Source organism: Salinicoccus siamensis (assembly GCF_042429615.1).
Classification (GTDB): domain Bacteria; phylum Bacillota; class Bacilli; order Staphylococcales; family Salinicoccaceae; genus Salinicoccus; species Salinicoccus siamensis.
Genome location: NZ_JBHMAH010000015.1, coordinates 96,171 through 115,272, shown reverse-complemented (window position 1 = coordinate 115,272; position 19,102 = coordinate 96,171). Strand labels below are relative to the sequence as shown.

At 44.5% G+C, this 19,102-nt stretch carries 22 protein-coding genes; 3 read left to right on the top strand and 19 right to left on the bottom strand.

What is annotated here, in order from left to right:
* Window positions 1-60 precede the first annotated feature (60 nt).
* From ACFFLE_RS07020 to ACFFLE_RS07010, 3 genes are all read right to left on the bottom strand, one after another.
* The gene (locus ACFFLE_RS07020; protein WP_380570429.1) at window positions 61-1,551 is read right to left on the bottom strand and encodes a DEAD/DEAH box helicase; all 1,491 of its coding nucleotides are present in this window, start codon (window positions 1,549-1,551) and stop codon (window positions 61-63) included.
* 75 nt (window positions 1,552-1,626) lie between these two features.
* Window positions 1,627-2,310: an alpha/beta hydrolase gene (locus ACFFLE_RS07015; protein ID WP_380570445.1), complete on the bottom strand. Its 684-nt coding sequence runs from the start codon at window positions 2,308-2,310 to the stop codon at window positions 1,627-1,629.
* 10 nt (window positions 2,311-2,320) lie between these two features.
* The gene (locus ACFFLE_RS07010; protein WP_380570428.1) at window positions 2,321-3,685 is read right to left on the bottom strand and encodes a UDP-N-acetylmuramoyl-tripeptide--D-alanyl-D-alanine ligase; all 1,365 of its coding nucleotides are present in this window, start codon (window positions 3,683-3,685) and stop codon (window positions 2,321-2,323) included.
* Between the two features lie 181 nt (window positions 3,686-3,866).
* Here ACFFLE_RS07010 and ACFFLE_RS07005 point away from each other — a divergent pair, with 181 nt between their 5' ends.
* Entirely contained in the window at window positions 3,867-4,997 is a 1,131-nt protein-coding gene (locus ACFFLE_RS07005) for an FtsW/RodA/SpoVE family cell cycle protein (RefSeq protein ID WP_380570444.1), read from the top strand.
* Between the two features lie 30 nt (window positions 4,998-5,027).
* Here ACFFLE_RS07005 and ACFFLE_RS07000 read toward each other — a convergent pair whose 3' ends face one another.
* Window positions 5,028-5,177, bottom strand: coding sequence for an Lmo0850 family protein (locus tag ACFFLE_RS07000; protein ID WP_344700777.1), 150 nt, complete (start codon window positions 5,175-5,177; stop codon window positions 5,028-5,030).
* A 134-nt stretch (window positions 5,178-5,311) separates the two neighbouring features.
* Between ACFFLE_RS07000 and cls the strand changes: the two genes are divergently transcribed.
* A complete protein-coding gene (gene cls, locus ACFFLE_RS06995) occupies window positions 5,312-6,796 on the top strand; it encodes a cardiolipin synthase (protein WP_380570427.1) in 1,485 nt (494 codons plus the stop codon).
* A gap of 53 nt (window positions 6,797-6,849) precedes the next feature.
* Here cls and yidC read toward each other — a convergent pair whose 3' ends face one another.
* From yidC to ACFFLE_RS06980, 3 genes are all read right to left on the bottom strand, one after another.
* Complete coding sequence (yidC, locus tag ACFFLE_RS06990) at window positions 6,850-7,719, bottom strand: membrane protein insertase YidC (protein WP_380570426.1); 870 nt, start codon at window positions 7,717-7,719, stop codon at window positions 6,850-6,852.
* Between the two features lie 182 nt (window positions 7,720-7,901).
* Entirely contained in the window at window positions 7,902-8,834 is a 933-nt protein-coding gene (locus tag ACFFLE_RS06985) for a LysM peptidoglycan-binding domain-containing protein (protein ID WP_380570425.1), read from the bottom strand.
* A 321-nt stretch (window positions 8,835-9,155) separates the two neighbouring features.
* A complete protein-coding gene (locus ACFFLE_RS06980; RefSeq protein WP_380570424.1) occupies window positions 9,156-9,728 on the bottom strand; it encodes a single-stranded DNA-binding protein in 573 nt (190 codons plus the stop codon).
* 188 nt (window positions 9,729-9,916) lie between these two features.
* Here ACFFLE_RS06980 and ACFFLE_RS06975 point away from each other — a divergent pair, with 188 nt between their 5' ends.
* Window positions 9,917-10,342 (top strand): YwpF family protein, encoded by a 426-nt coding sequence (locus ACFFLE_RS06975; protein ID WP_380570423.1) that lies wholly within the window; start codon window positions 9,917-9,919, stop codon window positions 10,340-10,342.
* Here ACFFLE_RS06975 and fabZ read toward each other — a convergent pair.
* The 12 genes from fabZ to atpB all read right to left on the bottom strand — a co-directional run bounded on the left by fabZ (window position 10,339) and on the right by atpB (window position 19,099).
* A complete protein-coding gene (gene fabZ, locus ACFFLE_RS06970) occupies window positions 10,339-10,782 on the bottom strand; it encodes a 3-hydroxyacyl-ACP dehydratase FabZ (protein ID WP_380570421.1) in 444 nt (147 codons plus the stop codon). The genes ACFFLE_RS06975 and fabZ overlap by 4 nt on opposite strands.
* Window positions 10,783-10,786: 4 nt before the next feature.
* The gene (locus tag ACFFLE_RS06965; RefSeq protein ID WP_344700784.1) at window positions 10,787-10,975 is read right to left on the bottom strand and encodes a DNA-directed RNA polymerase subunit beta; all 189 of its coding nucleotides are present in this window, start codon (window positions 10,973-10,975) and stop codon (window positions 10,787-10,789) included.
* A gap of 12 nt (window positions 10,976-10,987) precedes the next feature.
* A complete protein-coding gene (gene murA, locus ACFFLE_RS06960; RefSeq protein ID WP_380570420.1) occupies window positions 10,988-12,277 on the bottom strand; it encodes a UDP-N-acetylglucosamine 1-carboxyvinyltransferase in 1,290 nt (429 codons plus the stop codon).
* An 89-nt stretch (window positions 12,278-12,366) separates the two neighbouring features.
* The gene (locus ACFFLE_RS06955; protein WP_380570419.1) at window positions 12,367-12,594 is read right to left on the bottom strand and encodes a DUF1146 family protein; all 228 of its coding nucleotides are present in this window, start codon (window positions 12,592-12,594) and stop codon (window positions 12,367-12,369) included.
* 47 nt (window positions 12,595-12,641) lie between these two features.
* Window positions 12,642-13,049, bottom strand: a complete 408-nt coding sequence (locus ACFFLE_RS06950; RefSeq protein WP_380570418.1) for a F0F1 ATP synthase subunit epsilon — start codon at window positions 13,047-13,049, stop codon at window positions 12,642-12,644.
* An 18-nt stretch (window positions 13,050-13,067) separates the two neighbouring features.
* Window positions 13,068-14,480, bottom strand: coding sequence for a F0F1 ATP synthase subunit beta (gene atpD, locus ACFFLE_RS06945; RefSeq protein WP_380570417.1), 1,413 nt, complete (start codon window positions 14,478-14,480; stop codon window positions 13,068-13,070).
* A gap of 22 nt (window positions 14,481-14,502) precedes the next feature.
* A complete protein-coding gene (atpG, locus tag ACFFLE_RS06940; RefSeq protein WP_380570416.1) occupies window positions 14,503-15,381 on the bottom strand; it encodes an ATP synthase F1 subunit gamma in 879 nt (292 codons plus the stop codon).
* A 32-nt stretch (window positions 15,382-15,413) separates the two neighbouring features.
* Window positions 15,414-16,922, bottom strand: a complete 1,509-nt coding sequence (gene atpA / locus ACFFLE_RS06935) for a F0F1 ATP synthase subunit alpha (protein ID WP_380570415.1) — start codon at window positions 16,920-16,922, stop codon at window positions 15,414-15,416.
* Window positions 16,923-16,939: 17 nt separating this feature from the next.
* The gene (locus ACFFLE_RS06930) at window positions 16,940-17,482 is read right to left on the bottom strand and encodes a F0F1 ATP synthase subunit delta (RefSeq protein WP_380570414.1); all 543 of its coding nucleotides are present in this window, start codon (window positions 17,480-17,482) and stop codon (window positions 16,940-16,942) included.
* A complete protein-coding gene (locus ACFFLE_RS06925) occupies window positions 17,482-17,997 on the bottom strand; it encodes a F0F1 ATP synthase subunit B (protein WP_380570413.1) in 516 nt (171 codons plus the stop codon). The genes ACFFLE_RS06930 and ACFFLE_RS06925 overlap by 1 nt, the downstream gene beginning before the upstream one ends.
* Before the next feature lie 98 nt (window positions 17,998-18,095).
* The gene (atpE, locus tag ACFFLE_RS06920) at window positions 18,096-18,311 is read right to left on the bottom strand and encodes a F0F1 ATP synthase subunit C (RefSeq protein WP_031545243.1); all 216 of its coding nucleotides are present in this window, start codon (window positions 18,309-18,311) and stop codon (window positions 18,096-18,098) included.
* 53 nt (window positions 18,312-18,364) lie between these two features.
* Window positions 18,365-19,099 carry a F0F1 ATP synthase subunit A gene (gene atpB / locus ACFFLE_RS06915; protein ID WP_380570412.1) on the bottom strand — a complete coding sequence of 245 codons (735 nt, stop codon included), beginning with the start codon at window positions 19,097-19,099 and terminating at the stop codon, window positions 18,365-18,367.
* Window positions 19,100-19,102 lie beyond the last annotated feature (3 nt).

The following is a 19,102-nucleotide window of genomic DNA, read 5'->3' as shown; positions in this document are numbered from 1 at the left end:
TTAAATATACTACGTAGAATATAAAAAAAACACCCCTGTCCATTGGACAGGGGTATGGAATTATTTGATGTGATCTTTAAATGTGCGGCCGCCTTGGCGCTTGTTGTTGTTCTGTGGTGGTCTGTTGCCCTGACGCTTGTTGCCTGAGCGGTTATCATAGCCACGGCCTTTCTTGAATGGCTTCTTGCCACCTGAAGGCTTGCCTCCGCGTCGATTGCCACCTTTTCGTGTAAGTGGTTTTTCGAATGACAGTTGGATATTGTCATCTGATGCGTTGAACAGGAATTCATTGAGCAGTGCTGCAACGATTTCCTTCGCTTCACCTTGCTCAAGCAGGTGTTCCGCCACTTCAAGAGTATGTGCATTGTTGTTGTTGGCCTTCCATTGATCCATCTTCTCATAGATCTCTTTTTCACGTGCTTTAAGCACTTCTTTTTTAAGAGGCGGTCTGAGCGCAGAGATCGTTTTCTTTTTGGCATTTTCAATCATTCTCAAATAATCCATTTCTACTGGATTGACGAATGTGAGTGCCACACCTTCTTTACCCGCACGTCCCGTACGGCCGATTCTGTGCGTATAGCTCTCGGAATCTTGAGGGATATCGAAGTTGTAGACGTGGGATACGCCTGAAATATCGAGGCCTCTGGCTGCAACATCTGTGGCAACCAATATATCCAAGGCATTGTTCCTGAATTTCTTCAGGACTTCAAGACGTTTCGATTGCGTGATGTCGCCATGCAGTCCTTCAGCGCGGTAGCCTTTAGCGACCAACGCACTCGTCAGCTCATCAACGCGGCGTTTTGTACGCCCGAAGACGATTGCCAGTTCTGGCTGATGGACGTCTAGGAAGTCAGTAAAGACTTCAAGCTTTTCGAGCTCTTTTACGATAGTGTAATGCTCGGTAATCTGCGGGTCGCTTGCACCACCCTGATTCATGGTTTTGACGATTTTTGCGTCTTTCATGAACCGTTTGACCAACTCTTGTATTGCTGGTGGCATCGTCGCCGAGAACAGCAATGTGTGCCTGTCATCCGCAGGCATCTCGGACATGATGAACTTGACGTCATCTATGAATCCCATGTTCATCATTTCATCCGCTTCATCGAGGACAAGTGTATGGATGCTATCGAGTTTCAATGTCCTTCTCTTGATGTGGTCGATGATACGGCCAGGTGTACCCACGATGATTTCTGGTTTTCTCTTCAAATCCTTGATCTGGCGTTCAATGCTCATCCCGCCAAATATAGTGGATACACTAAGTTTTTTGTACTTGGCAAACTTCTTGAGTTGGTCGCTCACCTGTGCGGCCAATTCACGCGTCGGTGTGAGGATCAGCACTTGAGTGCCGCCCTGCTTCTCGGTATTTTCAATGATCGGAATGCCGAAAGCACCTGTTTTCCCAGTACCTGTTTTTGCCTGCCCGAGAATATCTCTTCTTTCGAGCGCGAGAGGAATACTTTCCTCCTGAATTGGGGTTGGTGTTTCGAACCCTATGTCTTCCAGTGATTTCAAGGTTTCATCACTGACACCTAATTGTTTAAAAAACTTCAAATTAGAGTCTCCTTTGACTTATCGTTTCTCATTTTCGTTACGCATAACTACTCAATATTAACATTTTTATTGTCATTATACAAGTCTTATCTCTTCCGGGAAAAGGAAGCGTTCGGTGAATATATTTAACTCAAGCTGATGCGCTTCTGTAAATGCAAAAAGATGCGGCGCACCCTCTATCAGTTCTAGTCTGGCGGACGGTATCTGCCTGCTCACTTCAATGCTTGATATCGAAGGCACAAGAAGATCCAGTGTACCATGGATGATCAATGTATCCGTCTTGATCTCTTCCAAGCTCCCGGACTTCGCCTCAACAATCCGCTTGAACTCCTGATACGCTTTAAACGGAATATCTTTGAGTCGCTTTCTGATCTTCTGGTAGAGGTGCATTTTCATATGTTCACTGAAATGTGCTGGAGTAAGGTTCAACCGCCCTAATCTTGAGAGCCTGATATGCTCGAAAGCCGGAGCGATGAGCACGAGTTTGTCTATAGACTCATGCTGTGCGATATGGCTGGCGAAGACGCCTCCCATCGAAAAACCGATGATGTAGACTGAATCTACACGCTCTTTAAGGTTTTTATATGCATGCAGCGCCTCAGCATACCAGGCATCACCATCTGGCTCAGTGAGATTGAGCACTGTTCCATGTCCTGGATAGACTGGAAATTCATAGTCGAATTCATACCTTGATTTCAAATAATCGAACAGAGGTTCCAATTCATACCGTCCTCCAGTGTAGCCGTGGAGAAAGAGCAGACCGATGGATCTAGATATAGTCGTTCACCCTCTCCAACGCCATTCCTCTGGATGCCTTCAATAGAATGACACTTTCAGGCGTCATCACTGATTTAAGTGCGGTGGCCAACGATTTTATATCATCATGGTGTGACCGGCTATCAATGTCAACATTATCATGAACAGCCTTCATCGCCTCCCCATAAGTCAGGATGTGATCAAAATGATGGTCCGAGCTGTTGATATGTTGTGCTATCGACAGATGAAGCGGCGCCGAATACTCTCCAAGTTCCAAAATATCCCCAAGGACGAGGATGCGGTTGTCAGAATCCATGCGACCTATAGTATCAATCGCACTTTTGGTGCTGGATGGACTTGCATTATAGGCATCATTTATGATGACTGCCCCATTTTGATGAATCATGCGTTCCATGCGCATATCCGTTACGACCAGTGTCTGGAATTGGTCCTTGACGTCCTTCATGGAAAGGCCCACAGCTTCTGCTGCAAGTAGGGCCATCGAAGCATTGGCGGCGTTATGGACACCAAGCTGTGGTATCTGGACATCCATATTCCCTGGGCCTAATTCAAAATGGGTGCCCTCCCGGGTTTCTGAAACATCCATTATCCTAATATCATTGCTCGGCTGCTCCCCTGCTGTCTTTAGATTATAGGGGGCGTCACGCTGCACCAATGCCTCAAGTAAAGGGTAATCCCTCGAGTAGATGAAGGTGCCGTTTGGTTTCAAGCCATCCACAATTTCATACTTTGCACGGGCGATATTTTTCCTCGAGCCTAATTTTTCGATGTGGGACTCCCCCACATTGGTCAAGATTGCGATATCGGGCTGTGTCATTGTACTGAGCAGATTGATGTCGCCTGCTTTGTCCATCCCCATCTCCAATATGGAGATTTCAGTGTCAGCATCAAGCTGAAGCAGCGTCAATGGTAGACCAATCTCATTATTGTAGTTGCCGATCGTCTTCTTCACTTTGAAGTGTGGGGAAAGCAGACATTCGACCATATCCTTCGTGGTTGTCTTTCCGTTCGATCCCGTAATCGCGATGACTTTGGGAGACACTTCTTCAAGGTACTTTTGTGCAATGGTCTGCAGAGCAAGCAAACCGTCTGGAACATGGATGAGCGGCAAGGATGAATCAGACTGTGATGACGCTTGTTCTGTCAGGCTGAGCGCCGCCCCTTTATCGAAAGCCTGCTCCATAAAACGGTGGCCATCCGTATTCTCTCCTTTGAAGGGGATGAACAGATTGCCTTTTTGCAGCGTCCTTGTATCTATAGATACCCCTTTTATGATTCTATCCTTTTGTGATTCTGCAGCAGCATTCATCTGTCCACCACAGAAATTGGCGATTGTCCCTATTGTTGTCTCAATCATAACTACTGTACAACTCCATCATCGTTTTATTTTTGTGTTCATCAAATTCATATTGGGTTAATACGCTTAATTTTATCATAAAATAGTGTATACTAAATGTCATGATTCCATAATGGGTTAGGTGAATTTTTTGGAAAAAAACAATAATTACAAAAGACAAAATGCCAATATATTCTTCAGGATGGACTGGCTGTTGCTACTGCTTATTGTAGTCCTTGGGACCGTCAGCGTCTTCATGATCCGTTCTGCAATGACCAGCGGACAATACAATACCGATTTCGCCCTTAGGCAGACTTTATTTTATCTGCTTGGTTTCCTGATGGTCTTCGTGCTGACTTTTATCCCCGTCAAATGGCTGAAGCAGTATATCTGGCTCATATACACTGCCGGCGTCCTATCGCTTGCCATTCTTTTCATCGCGCCTGTTTCCCCGATTACACCGATTATAAATGGTGCCAAAAGTTGGTATCAATTCGGGTTCTTCAGCATCCAGCCATCCGAGATCGTCAAGATCATCTACATATTGACTCTGGCCTATGTCATCAACCAGCATAATAAATATAAGATAACCAATGATCTGAGTGCAGATATTAAACTGCTTATAAAAATCGCCGCAACTTCCATTCTGCCGATGCTGCTCATACTATTCCAAAATGATTTGGGCACCACCTTGGTCATGCTGGCGATACTATTCGGAATGATTATCGTCTCAGGCATCAGCTGGTGGCTTATTGTTCCGACCTTGATTGCAGCAGTTACAATCGGGGGTGCCTTGATTCTTGGCATCATCTACAGGCCGGACATACTTGAGCGTTACCTAGGCATTCACCCTTATCAGTTCGAGCGAATATACTCTTGGCTGCGGCCGGAGGAATACATGGCCGAAGGTGGCTTCCAGCTCAGCAACTCATTAAAGGCGATCGGTTCTGGTGGCATTGATGGGAAAGGCTTTGGTGATGGCATCATCTACATTCCGGAAAACCATACGGACTTCATCTTTACGATCATCGGTGAAGAATTCGGGTTTATCGGTGCCACTGCCGTCATCGTACTTATATTTATGCTTATGCTCCACCTCTTCAGGATTGCAACAGTCGTTGATGATAGTTTCTCATCTTATTTCATCATCGGCTACCTTTCCATGCTGATGTTTCATGTTTTCCAAAATATCGGCATGACTGTACAACTATTGCCGATTACCGGACTCCCTTTGCCTTTCATCAGTTATGGAGGAAGTGGGCTCTGGGCTAACATGTTGGCGATTGGAATCATAATGAGCATCTATTTCCATCAATATGACAAGAAAGCATAAAATAACCGCAGCTTAGTAGCTGCGGTTATTTTAGATGTTCTGTTCTTTCAACCGTAATTGTTCCTTATGTGCAATACCGTTCATGATTTCAAGTCTAGATCTCGAAACCTTTACTTTAACACCAAGTTCACTCAACATCGTGACAACTTGCTTCACTTTAGAACGGTCGTTTTTGTACATAATGACACTCCCCGTTTTTCAACTTACTCTTATTTTAACGCGAAATTTATATTTTTGCCATACAAATCAAAAAATAAATGTTACAGAATTTTAAATAATCTTGGTTTATAATAGAATACAAGTGAGGTGAAAATATGGAATTAGCTATATTTGAATTCCTATCCAGCGCAAAAGTGTTGAGTACCATCACCCTTATCATAATTGGAATCAACCTCCTTTTTGCCATAGGGCTGATATTTTTGGAACGACGCAGCGCGCAGAGCATATGGGCTTGGCTTATGGTCCTTTTCTTTCTGCCGATCATCGGCTTCATATTTTATATCCTTTTCGGCCGCCAAATATACAACCAGAAGTTATTCCAGATCAATGAAGCAGACAAAGTGGGTCTTGAGCACCTAGTTGATGAGCAACTCAGTGATCTACAGAACAACCGTATGTCTTTCGCAAACGACATCACAAACCGTCATAGGAAAATAATCCATATGTTGCTTGATAACAACCAGTCTTTCATGACCATCAACAACAAAATAGATATCTTCACCGACGGCAATGAGAAATTCGAAAAGCTGATTGAAGATATCTATAATGCGAAAGACCATATCCATTTCCAATACTATATCTTAAAACTGGATGGAATCGGCCAAAGAGTACATAAAGCATTGCTTGCAAAGCAACGAGAGGGAGTCTCTGTCAGGATTCTCTACGACGATATAGGTTCCAGAACCCTCCGGTTGAGCAACTTTAAAGAATTGAAAGAAGCTGGAGGTCTGGTTGAAGCTTTCTTCCCGAGCATGCTCCGCCTTATAAATCCACGAATGAACAACCGCAACCATCGTAAAATTGTAGTAATAGATGGCACTCTCGGGTATGTAGGCGGCTTCAACGTAGGGGATGAATACATTGGCTTGAATAAAAAGTTCGGCTATTGGCGTGATACCCACTTGAGGATTGAAGGGAATGCTGTTAAATCTCTCCAGTTGCGCTTTATGTTGGACTGGAATTCACATGATAAACGCAATAACATGTTCAGGGAAAATCGCTACTTTCCTGAAATAAACCACTATTATGGCAACACGCCTATGCAAGTGGCTTCAAGTGGCCCCGATGAAAGATGGCAGCAGATCAAATACGGCTATATGAAAATGATTTACAGCGCAAAGGAAGCCATCTATATCCAGACACCCTATTTCATTCCAGACCAATCTTTCTTGGAGGCAGTCAAAATCGCTATATTGAGCGGAGTCGAAGTACATCTGATGATCCCTGACAAACCTGATCACCCGTTCGTCTATTGGGGCACCTACTCCAATGCAGGTGCGATAGCACGGATGGGGGCCCACGTCCATATTTACGAGAAAGGTTTCCTCCATCAGAAAGTGATGATGGTCGATGATGAAGTGTTGAGTGTCGGGACGACAAATGTCGACTCCAGAAGCTTCTTTTTGAACTTCGAAGTCAATGCTTTCATATACGATAAAAATGAAGCAACCAAATACCGACTCATCTATGAAGCAGATATTGAGGACTGTTCTCTGCTTACCGTTGAAAGATACGACTCCAGAAATAAATGGATTCGTATAAAGGAAGGCATTGCGAACCTCATTTCGCCCATCCTTTAATATCCAAATAAAAAGGCATGATATCCAAAAGATATCATGCCTTTTTCACTGCATTATTTTTTCTTTTTACGTTTTTTCTTCGGCATTACTTTAGCACTCTTCAAGCGCTTCTCTTTTTCTGCCTGTTCCCGTTCATGTGCTTCTATGATAGGGGCCATTTCTTCAGCTACCTTCTTTTTATAGAAAGTGTTACCTGCCCAAGTCTGGAATATCAGGAAAAGACCGCCGACTGCCCAGTAAAGTGGGAGGGCCGAAGGTGAAATCAATGAAATCCAGATGATCATAATTGGAGAGATGTACATGAATAGCTGCATCTGTTTGCGCTGTTCTGGAGATACAAACTGCATGGAAACAAATGCCTGTCCTGCATAGACGATTCCGGCAATGGCCACCATGAACAGATCCTGCTCAGTCAAATTCATCCAAAGGAAAGATGGATATTCGGTAATTCCACCTTCAGATGGGAATTTGAGGGAGAAATATAGCGCCATGACGATAGGCATCTGAATCAACATAGGTAAGCAACCCATATTGAGCGGGTTGATTCCGTGTTTCTTGTAAAGTCCCATCATCTCCTGTTGGGCTTCCATCTTCTCTTCCTGAGTAGTGGCAACTTTGACTTTCTTTTGAATCTCTTCCATTTCAGGTTTAATGATTTTCATCTTTTCGCGCATCATCATCTGATTTTTATATGTACGCATCATGAATGGGAATATTGCTAAGCGAACGATTAAGGTAACGACTATAATAGCCAAGCCATAATTATTGTTCAGGTTTTCACCAAGCCAATGAACTAGACTATCCATCGGACGGACGAAAGTATTAAAGAAAAACCCATTTCTATTTTCTTCCTGGGAATAGTCACAGCCGGAGAGCACAAGCACCAGACCGATCATTAGCGGGAAGAGCCATTTTTTACTCATTTCTTCACCTCATAATTTGTCTCACATAAAAGAAATTGTAACATAAAAGAATGTCTAAAAAAACATATTATAAAATCTTACACATCCATTAGTGACAATTTAATGATACTTCTATTTATATTCTGAGTTTCCAACGAAAAACAGACCTAGCGATTGCTAGGTCTGGTCAGGAAGGTTCATTCCTAGAGTCTTGAACCACATACAGGCCAAGGCTGGGATCCTCTTTGATCATAAAGGATTTGAGCTCTTTTGGTTTGTTCTGCTGCCGATGCATTGGATGGCAGACCGCTTCCGCCTACAGACTGCCAAGTGCGAACATCGAATTGGTAAAGACCATGATAAAGGCCATTTGCGCTTACGATGCCCGGAGCGCCGCCAGATTCACACTGCGCTAATGCTCCCCAGTTCTGTGAACTTGAATTATTGGAAGTGGACACATTTTGTGCTTTAGCTTGTTGACGCTCTTCAGCTGCTGCTTGCTCTGCCGCACGTTCTTCAGCTGCTGCTTGCTCTGCCGCACGCTCTTCAGCTGCTGCTTGCCCTGCTGCACGTTCTTCGGCTGCTGCTTGCTCTGCCGCACGTTCTTCAGCTGCCGCTTGCTCTGCTGCACGTTCTTCGGCTGCCACTTGTTCTGATGCGCGTTCTTCGGCTGAACCATTCTGCTGAACTTCTTCAACCGGCTGCACTTGAGCAGGTGCTTCTTCAACCGCTGGCGCTTGAGCAGGCGCTTGAGATACATTGCTTCCGGAGACTGAAAGCGTCTTGCCGGCAATGATGAGGTCTGATGACAGGTTGTTCCATGTCTTCAAGTCTGAAACGGAAACATCAAATTTTTGCGCGATCTCAAAAAGAGTATCTCCTGATTTTATTTTATAAACTCCTGCTTCTTTATCTCCTGAATCATTTGCTTTTGTGATTTCAAGCTCTTGACCTGGGAAGATAAGGTTGGAAGTCAAATTATTGGCTGATTTAATCGCGTCGACCGTTGTGTTGCTCTGATGCGCGATTTCGGAAAGAGTATCTCCTTTATCTACTGTATGAGTTGCTGCTTCTGCACTGTAAGCGAGTGTGCCGGATACAGCAACTGCTGCACCGATAGATAGTACTTTCTTCATAATTAGTATACCCTCCGTATTCCCTTAAGCGGAATAATGTTTTCTTATTAGCTGAATAGTACTATATCAGATTTAAACATTTCTTAGGTTACAGGAATATAAAGAAAAGCGTTTTTCATTACAATCAGATTACAATATCACTTCTTGTTGTAAGACCTTTTTCACAAATAGTGTATTTATACCTCTTCTAGGTTTCAGAATTTATTCATCTTCTAAAGGTTTCATATAAAATACCCTGCTTAAGTCCGATCGCAGTAGTCGGCCTTAAGCAAGGTATGGTGAGTAGTGTGAGTGTAGATAGTGTGAATCAATTGGACCTGTTCAGGTAAAGGCTTTTTCCTTCTTTTCATCTGAATCTTCGTTTGGCACAAGTTGCAATGTATGACTGTCATTCTTATGTTCATTCAAAACTTTTTCCAAAGACTCCAGGTGGCGGTCCTTCAAAAGTGCCTTGCCTGAATCATCGGAGCTTTCTAATGTATGGACTGTCCTTTCACCGATGTAGTCCCACTGGTCATAATGCTTTACCGCCTCCCCTATCATGCGTGAAGGATTCGTAATGTCTTTTTGTCGGCTTATCTTATCCGGGATATGTTTAATGCTTTCAGCCCATATTTCCATCCGATATTCTTTTTCACCTTCTTGGGTTGTATGGACCGTGGTGGCGACCTGACCACTGACGCACAGGATATCACCTTCAGCAGCTTCTGTGAGTACTTTAGGTAGTGCTTTTCCGAAGGCTTTACAGTAAATGAAATGTACTTCTTTTGATTTCCTTTCATCTTTGGGCACTCTGACGGTTGCAATGATGAATGAATTGATGCTGCCATTCACCGTTTTCTGTACCGTCACATTACGCACCAGCTCCCCCACCAACAAGACTTTGTTCATCATTAGTTCACCTCCTTCCTGTCCCAAAGATAAACCTAAAGTAAATATTCTGCAAAAGGCTGAAATTTGATTTTACAGCCATTTCCTTTACAATTAGAATGAATATGGTGATGATAAATAAATATTGAAACGCAAGGTGGTGCGATTTCAAAAAAATTGCATCAACGATTCATATGAAGGGAGGAACTGGTATGAAGTCTTTCAAGGTAGTTGAATTGAAGCTGGAACATGAAGAGAATTATATAATACTGGATATCATCGATGGCATCATAATCAATAAGGAGAAGGGAGAGGCTCCTTGGTTGATCGAGATTTCCACTTCTCCCGACTTTAAGGATATTCTAAAGGAGATGATTGGAACGGAAGTTGAAATTCTTGTTACGATTACGAGACATTCAAACGAACCGGCCAGATTCAGAGGAACGTTCAATGAAATGAATGAGTTGGATCAGGCACTATCCTTAATATTCAATGGCAAGATAATCGTACAAGGACCAACGTATGCTGAAGATGTACTCACCCATCTGTTGAGTGAAGGGTATGAAGAAGAGACATTGCTCCATGAGTTCAAATCCATCATGGAGTCTAAAAAAGAAATAAAAACATCCGATGATTAATCATCGGATGTTTTTTGGTCTTGTATGGCAAAGGTAATTTCACATTTACAGGCAATCTCCCCATCTACTGTAGCGACTGCCTCCCCTTTGCCGATAGGACCCTTTATTTTTGTTATTTCAACTGTCAGTTCCAGAGTATCCCCAGGTCTGACCTGCTTTTTGAACCTACATTTATCTATGCCTGCAAAAAAGGCAAGCTTTCCTTGGAACTGTTCCTCCTGTAGAAGCGCGACTGCACCTACCTGAGCCAATGATTCCACAATCAGAACACCTGGCATCACAGCGTACTCAGGAAAATGCCCTTGAAAGAATGGCTCATTACCGGACACTTGTTTGACTCCCGTACACTTTACACCCGGTTCTACTTCAGTGACTTTGTCTATTAGCAGAAAAGGTGGGCGGTGCGGAATTATCGCCTTTATCTGATCGTAACTTAGCATTGTATCATTCCTTAGTCATATTGATGATGTGTTCCCATGTTTCCAGACGAAATACTTCCATTGGATTATTCAATATCCCATATCCGATCATAAGGCCCACAAAGAACACGATAATTGCCACATATACATAAAGCAGTATTCTGACAATCAACGGAAATCTGCGATGGACCAGCTTTCTTGATTCTTCGGCCATAACACTACCTCTTTATTTAGAAGTTATCACACTTTTCGTGTGTTGCTCATCTGTGCGCTCTATATCGGCTCCAAGCTTCTGCAACTTGCCATGGAAATCTACGTAACCACGGTCCAGATGATTCAATTCAGTAACTTCAGTATACCCTTCTGCTACCAAACCTGCAAGAATCAATGCAGCTGCGGCCCTGAGGTCAGTCGCTTTTACACGACCCCCGGTAAGTTTGCCGCCACCTTTGATGAATGCATGGTTTTCTTCTACTTCTATATCTGCATCCATCTTTCTGAACTCATTGACGTGCATGAAACGATTCTCGAATATCGTCTCCGTCATGACGCTTGTACCGTTGATGGTCGTAAGCAATGCCATCATCTGGCTTTGCATGTCTGTTGGAAAACCAGGGTGGGGCATCGTCTTGACCCGGATGGGCTTAAGGTTCTCGGCCGGCATGACTTTGACACCGTCCTCTGTAGCCTCTATCCGTACACCTATTTCTTCAAGCTTGGAAATCAGTGCACTCAAATGCTCGGGCACAACGTTTTTCAGCGTGATTTCACTGCGTGTTATCGCCCCTGCAATCATAAAAGTGCCTGCTTCAATTCTGTCAGGAATGACGGTATGGTCTATTCCTTTTAGGGATTCGACACCTTCAATTTTAATGTGGGCAGTACCTGCACCTTTTACATTACCGCCCATTTCATTAATATAATGGGCCAAATCTTCAATTTCGGGTTCTTGAGCTGCATTTTCGAGCTCAGTAGTCCCCTCAGCCAAGCTTGCAGCCATTATAAGGTTCTGGGTTGCGCCAACGCTAGGAAAATCCAGGTGAATCTTAGCACCTTTCAGACGGCCATCGACATGTCCTTCGAAACTACCATCTACAGTTCGGAAAGTAGTCCCCATCTTTTCGAGGCCTTTGATGTGTTGTTCCACTGGCCTTGAACCGATGGCACATCCTCCTGGCATAGCTACATTACAGTACCCGTAACGTGCAAGCAGGGGTCCCATGACAAGCATGCTCGCGCGCATCTTGCTTACGAGGTCGAAAGGTGCATCACACGAAAGCTCTGCGCTGGCATCCACTGAAACAATCCCTTGTTCAATTTCCACTTCAGCCCCCAAGTGGCGAAGCAAGGCGGCTAAAGTCCCGACATCAGATAATTCCGGAACATTATGTAGCCTCGATACGCTCTCTTCTGCTAATAGAGAAGCAGTCAAGACCGGCAGTACAGCATTTTTGGAACCTTCAATTTCAACGGAACCTGAAAGCTTGTTCCCACCTTTTACTATTATAGAATCCATTTTATTCACTCCATATTTTACTTACCATTTAATACTTCGTATACTATTCACTATTTTAGAGATGTATAAACACGTTTGCAAATTAAATGTCAAAACAACAGTGCTGCTTCCTGGACCAGTCTGAAGAAGTCCATTATAAAGTTGCTCAAGCCACTTCCTAAAAGAACTGCCAGTAATATAAAGAACAATCTTATTCGGCCTGTCTCCGCTTTTTTGAACCACCCATCTACGTTCAGAGCGCCAAGTACCCAAAAGGCAAAGATTACGCACAACAAGTGCAATACGATATGCATGAATGCTAGCTGGGAAAATAACATTATAATCACCCTTAAAAAAAGCCCGGGCCAGAGCCCGGGCAGAATCCTTACTTATGTTTTGATACATCCAATCGATTGATTGCGCGATTCAACGCAAGTTCAGCACGATATCTATCGACTTTTTCATCCTGTGACTGCTGAAGGAGTGCTTCGGCACGATCTCTTGCAGCGATCGCACGGTCTGTATCGATGTCTTGAGCAAACTCACCCGCCTGCACAAGAACCGTCACTTTTTCAGAACGGATTTCTACAAAGCCTTCCGTTACAGCCATATATTCATACTGGCCGCCTATCTTCGCACGCAGACTGCCAATCTTGAGTGCAGCAACCGTCGGGACGTGGCCGGCCATGACACCGAGCTCACCCTGTTTAGTCTGGAGTATAATGATGTCACAGTCTTCTTCACTGAAAACCGAGCCGTTTGGTGTAACTACATCCAGTGCAATTGTACTCATTTGCTAACCCTCCCGATTTTAGACTTCTACACCCATCTCGCGTGCTTTATCCAGCACATCGGAAATGCCGCCGACAAGACGGAATGCATCTTCCGGGATATGGTCGTATTTTCCTTCAAGTATTTCCTTGAAGTCGTTGACTGTCTGTTCTACAGGCACGTATGAACCTTTTTGGCCTGTGAACTGTTCTGCTACGTGGAAGTTCTGGGATAGGAAGAACTGGATCCGACGTGCACGGGAAACAGTAAGCTTATCTTCCTCGGAAAGTTCATCCATACCTAGAATCGCAATGATATCCTGAAGTTCGCGGTATTTTTGGATGGTCGCCTGAACATCCCTTGCTACTTCATAGTGCGCTTCGCCCACTACTGCTGGAGTCAACGCACGGGAAGTAGATGCCAGCGGATCGACCGCCGGGTAGATACCCATCTCAGAAAGCTTACGTTCAAGGTTCGTAGTCGCATCCAGGTGCGCGAATGTTTGAGCTGGTGCTGGGTCAGTATAGTCATCCGCAGGTACGAATACTGCTTGGATGGACGTCACCGATCCTACATTGGTAGATGTGATGCGCTCCTGCAATTGTCCCATTTCAGTTGCCAATGTCGGCTGATAACCAACCGCTGAAGGCATACGTCCGAGCAAAGCAGACACTTCGGAGCCCGCTTGAGTAAAGCGGAAGATGTTGTCGATGAAGAGCAGTACATCCTGACCTTCCTCATCACGGAAGTATTCTGCCATAGTAAGACCCGACAAGGCTACACGCATACGCGCGCCTGGCGGTTCGTTCATCTGGCCGAACACCATCGCAGTTTTCGCGATAACACCGGAGTCGCTCATTTCATAGTAAAGGTCATTACCTTCACGAGTCCGCTCTCCGACACCTGCGAACACAGAGATACCTCCATGCTCCTGGGCGATGTTGTTGATCAGTTCCTGGATCAGAACAGTTTTACCAACTCCCGCGCCTCCAAACAGTCCAATCTTACCACCTTTAGTATAAGGAGCCAGTAAATCTACTACTTTGATTCCTGTTTCCAAAATTTCTACATTAGTGGAGAGATTTTCGAACTTTGGAGCCTGACGGTGTATCGGGTCTCTTCTTTCAGAAGCCGGTACAGCTTCCCCAAGATCGATATGTTCGCCGAGCACGTTAAACACTCTGCCCAGCGTCAGCTGACCGACCGGTACTGAGATGGGGCTGCCTGTATCTTTAACTTCAGTTCCACGCTGCAGTCCATCTGTGGAACTCATCGCAATCGTCCGGACGACATTGTCTCCGAGATGGAGGGCAACTTCCAGGGCGATCGTTTCTTCTTCATTTCCTTTTTCATGAGTGATGTACAATGCGTTATTCAATTCCGGCAACTCGCCTTCATTGAAACGCACATCAACCACAGGTCCCATGACTTGAACCACTTGACCTAAAGTCATTCGATTTCCTCCTAGTCTTTCTTTATTCAAGTGCTGATGCACCGCCGACTATCTCTGTGATTTCTTGAGTGATCGCAGCCTGTCTGGCACGGTTATACTGCAGTGACAGATCATCAACCAGTTCCTTCGCATTATCCGTTGCAGCCTTCATCGCCGTCATACGCGCCGCATGCTCACTCGCTTTTGCATCGAGGAGTGCGCCGTAAACCAGACTTTCTGCATATTGTGGCAGGATTGTCTCGAGTATGGACTCCTTATCCGGTTCAAATTCGTATGTTGAGAGGTTGGACGCCTGTGTTTCATTGGCCATAACCGCACTCTCGGACAAAGGCAGCAGTTGTCTTGTGTTGACTTTCTGCTCAAGCACATTAATGAATTTATTGTAGATGATGTAGAGTTCATCAACGTCTTCATTCGCAAATTGTGCAACTGATTGCTGCGCAATTTCTTTGACACTGCTGAAGTCAGGCTGATCCTCAAGTCCAATGCGGTGATTTGTAATGCTGTAGCCCTGATTCTCAAGGAATTCGTAGCCCATTCTTCCAATTACGAAGAGATCATAGGATTCCGGGTTGTCATTATGACGCTCACTGATCAGCCTAGTGATTTCTTTCATGATGTTCGCATTATATGGACCCGCAAGACCGCTGTCTGACGTAATGATGACATAGCCGGTACGCTTGACCGGACGCTCCCTGAGCATAGGGTGGGAACTTGTATTGTCGCCTGAAGCAATGGCCTGGACAGCTTCTTGTATCTTATCCATATAAGGTTGGAACTTCTTCGTGTTCTCCTCGGCCCGCCTCAATTTAGAGTTGGACACCATGTGCATGGCGCTAGTGATCTGGCTCATTTTTTTGGTTGATCCTATACGACCTTTTATTTCTCTTAGTGAAGCCATGAATTCACCACCTTATTCTATATTCACAATTCTTAATTGGAAGAGTTGAACAGCTTTTTGAAGCTGTTGATTGCTGATTTATATGCTTCATCATCCGGAAGCTGTTTTGTTTCTTTTATGCCTTTCAGCAATTCCGGTTCGTTTGAATCGAGCCAGTTGAGGAACTCGTCTTCAAACCTTGTAATATCTTCAACAGGAATCTCATCCAGATGACCGTTGACAAGTGCATAGAGTATGGCGACTTGGCGCTCTACAGGCAGTGGGTTGTTTTCACCCTGCTTGAGTACTTCAACAGTACGTTTACCACGTTCGAGCTTTGCAGCAGTCGCTTCGTCAAGATCCGAACCGAATTGGGCAAATGCTTCCAGTTCACGGAATGCAGCGAGGTCGAGCCTCAATGTCCCCGCAACTTTCTTCATTGCTTTAATCTGTGCAGAACCACCAACACGGGATACTGATAGACCGGCGTTGATAGCTGGTCTTACACCTGAGAAGAATAGGTCTGACTGCAGGAAGATCTGTCCGTCTGTAATGGATATAACGTTCGTAGGGACGAACGCACTGATATCCCCTGCTTGCGTCTCGATGAACGGCAATGCCGTAATCGATCCACCACCCAATTCATCGTTGAGTTTCGCCGCACGTTCGAGCAGACGACTGTGCAGATAGAATACGTCACCTGGGTAGGCTTCACGGCCTGGTGGACGTTTCAGAAGCAATGACAGTTCACGATAAGCCGCCGCCTGTTTAGTCAGGTCATCATATACGATGAGGACGTGCTTGCCGTTAAACATGAACTCTTCCGCCATGGATACACCAGCATATGGTGCAATATAAAGGAGCGGAGCTGGCATGGAAGCACCAGCTGTTACTACGATCGTATAGTCGAGTGCACCATTTTGGCGGAGCGTTTCAACAGTAGATCTTACCGTAGATTCCTTTTGACCGATTGCTACATATACACAAATCATATCCTGATCCTTCTGGTTCAGGATTGTATCGATTGCCACAGTAGTTTTACCTGTTTGACGGTCACCGATGATCAGTTCACGCTGGCCACGGCCGATTGGGACAAGTGCATCAATCGCTTTAATTCCCGTCTGTAGAGGTTCATCAACTGATTTACGCGCCATGACGCCTGTCGCAGGACTTTCGATCGGTCTAGTCTTAGTCGCGCCGATTGGTCCTTTGCCATCGATAGCCTGGCCGAGTGGGTTTACCACCCGTCCAATCAATTCTTCGCCTACAGGGACTTCCATGATGCGGCCAGTGCGCTTCACTTCGTCGCCTTCCTTGATGTCGTCAGATGGTCCGAGGATTACGATACCGATATTGTTTTCTTCAAGGTTCTGGGCAAGCCCCAGAACACCACTTGGAAATTCAAGCAGTTCTCCAGCCATTGCATCGTTAAGACCATGAGCAAGTGCGATACCGTCACCAACTTGGATGACTGTACCAACGTCTGTTACTTTCATATCTGCTTCATAGTTTTCGATCTGACTTTTCAGGAGAGCGCTTATTTCATCAGCTTTAATTGCCATCAATTGTCACTCCTTAATTAGCTATTAGTACTTTCTCTTAATTTGCTTCTCAAATCCGACAGTTTAGTATTCAATGAGCCATCATATACTTTTGTTCCGATGAACACCCGTATTCCGCCGATCAGTTCTTCATTCACTTCATTTTCGATAAGCAGTTTAGAAAGACCTGTTCTTTTTACAAAGACTTTTCCAATGCTTTCTATCTCTTCTGAAGAGAGTGGGTAGACGGACTCGATCACAACATTCTCCTGATTATGATGACGGTTATATCTAGCGACGAAGGAGTTGTAGACAGATGCCACTTCAGTTAATTTATTGCGATCCGAGAGAATCAGCAATGCGTTTCGCAAAGGTTCGACAACATCATTGAATGCTTCTTTAAGGACTTCCCTTTTCTTATTCCTTGGGATGCGCGGGTTTTCCGCGAACTTCATGAATAAAGGAGTGTTCTTGAAAGCTTTCATCACTTCATCAAAATCCCTGCGGGCTGCTTCAAGCTGTCCCGATTCTTCGACTGCACTGAACAGCGCCTCAGAGTATTTCTTTGCTGAGCTGGACATTATTTACCCCCTGCTTCCTGAAGGTATCTTTCAACCAGATCTTTTTGATCATCTTGATTGATTTCTTTAGCAATCATCTTCTCTGCAATCAAGACGGAAATTTCGCCGACCTGATCATTGATGTCGCGGATTGCTTTTTCTTTTTCTCTCTCAATATCCGCTTTAGCTGTCTCCATCATCTGATTCGCACGCGTATTCGCATCATGGATAATTGCTTCCTGCTCTTTTTTGGCCTGGTTCTTAGCATTATCCATCATTGCTGAAATCTCAGTCTGTGTCTCTCTGAGTACAGCTTCATTTTCTTCTTTGAGTTTGACAGCATCTATTCTGCGCTGTTCAGCCTCATCTATCTCCGAATGGATCAGCTGCTCCCGTTCGTCCATCACTTTCTTCAACGGCTTCCAGACAAAGTATGAAAGTGCGCCAAGAAGTACGAGGAAAGTTACAAGCTGTACCAAACTGCTCCCAATTGCTGATGGGATCGTCTCCGTAGCCCCTAAAATAAGAAATTCCACTTATGTACACTCCTTTCGCGAGAGTTTCAATCTTTTTTACAATCTACATAATAAGACGGCGAAATCTTAAAAGAAGACTTCGCCAGATGTAACGGTTCTTAGAACATGAACATGAGCATGAATGAGATAACAATTGCGATGATCGGAACGGCCTCAACAACACCGATACCGATGAACATGATTGTCATGAGTGGGCCACGGGCTTCCGGCTGGCGGGAGACCCCTTCAACTGTTTTAGAAACGATAAGGCCGATACCGATACTTGCGCCAAGTGCTGCAAGACCAGCAGCGATACCTACTGCGAGTAGATTCATCATAAGAAATAGTTCCTCCTAAAATATTTTGAAAGTAAAATTTGATTTTTATATTAATGATCCTCGTTCACCTTATGGGAAAGATAGACCATTGATAACATAACGAATATAAATGCCTGGATTGCACCAATGTAGATTGAGAATCCTTGCCAGATCATCATTGGAATGAATCCGCCGATGAATCCTATAGCGCCTGAAGTCATTACCATGACTAGGAGTGCAAGCAATATTTCACCTGCATAGATGTTACCGTAAAGACGCAAGCCAAGTGTCAGATTGTATGTGAATTCTTCGATGAATTTAAACGGTGCCATGAACCACACCGGTTCTACGTAAGATTTGATGTATGCTTTCGTGCCACGCATCTTTATGCCGTAGTAATGCGTCATGACTATCATCACACTAGCCAAAGTCAAAGTTACTGCTGGGTCCGCAGTCGGCGACTTCCACCACAGTGTCTGATCGGCATCCGGCGCAACAAAGGCAAAAGGCAACCCAACCATATTTGATACAAATATGTATAAAATCAATGTCAGGGCAAGGAAGTGGAATCTTCCTCCTTGTTTCCAGGCCATGTTGCCCGAGATGATACCTTTAACGAAGTTCATCAGTACTTCCATAAGTACCTGACTCTTTCCAGTCGGTCTCACTGCCAGATTTCTCGTCATAAAGAAAGCGATTAGAAATACAATGAGCGATGAAATTACTATCATCAATACTGTAGACAGGTTGAATGTAATTGGAAGACCCAAAACATCTATAGTCCATATTGGATTTCCGTGCTCCATTTT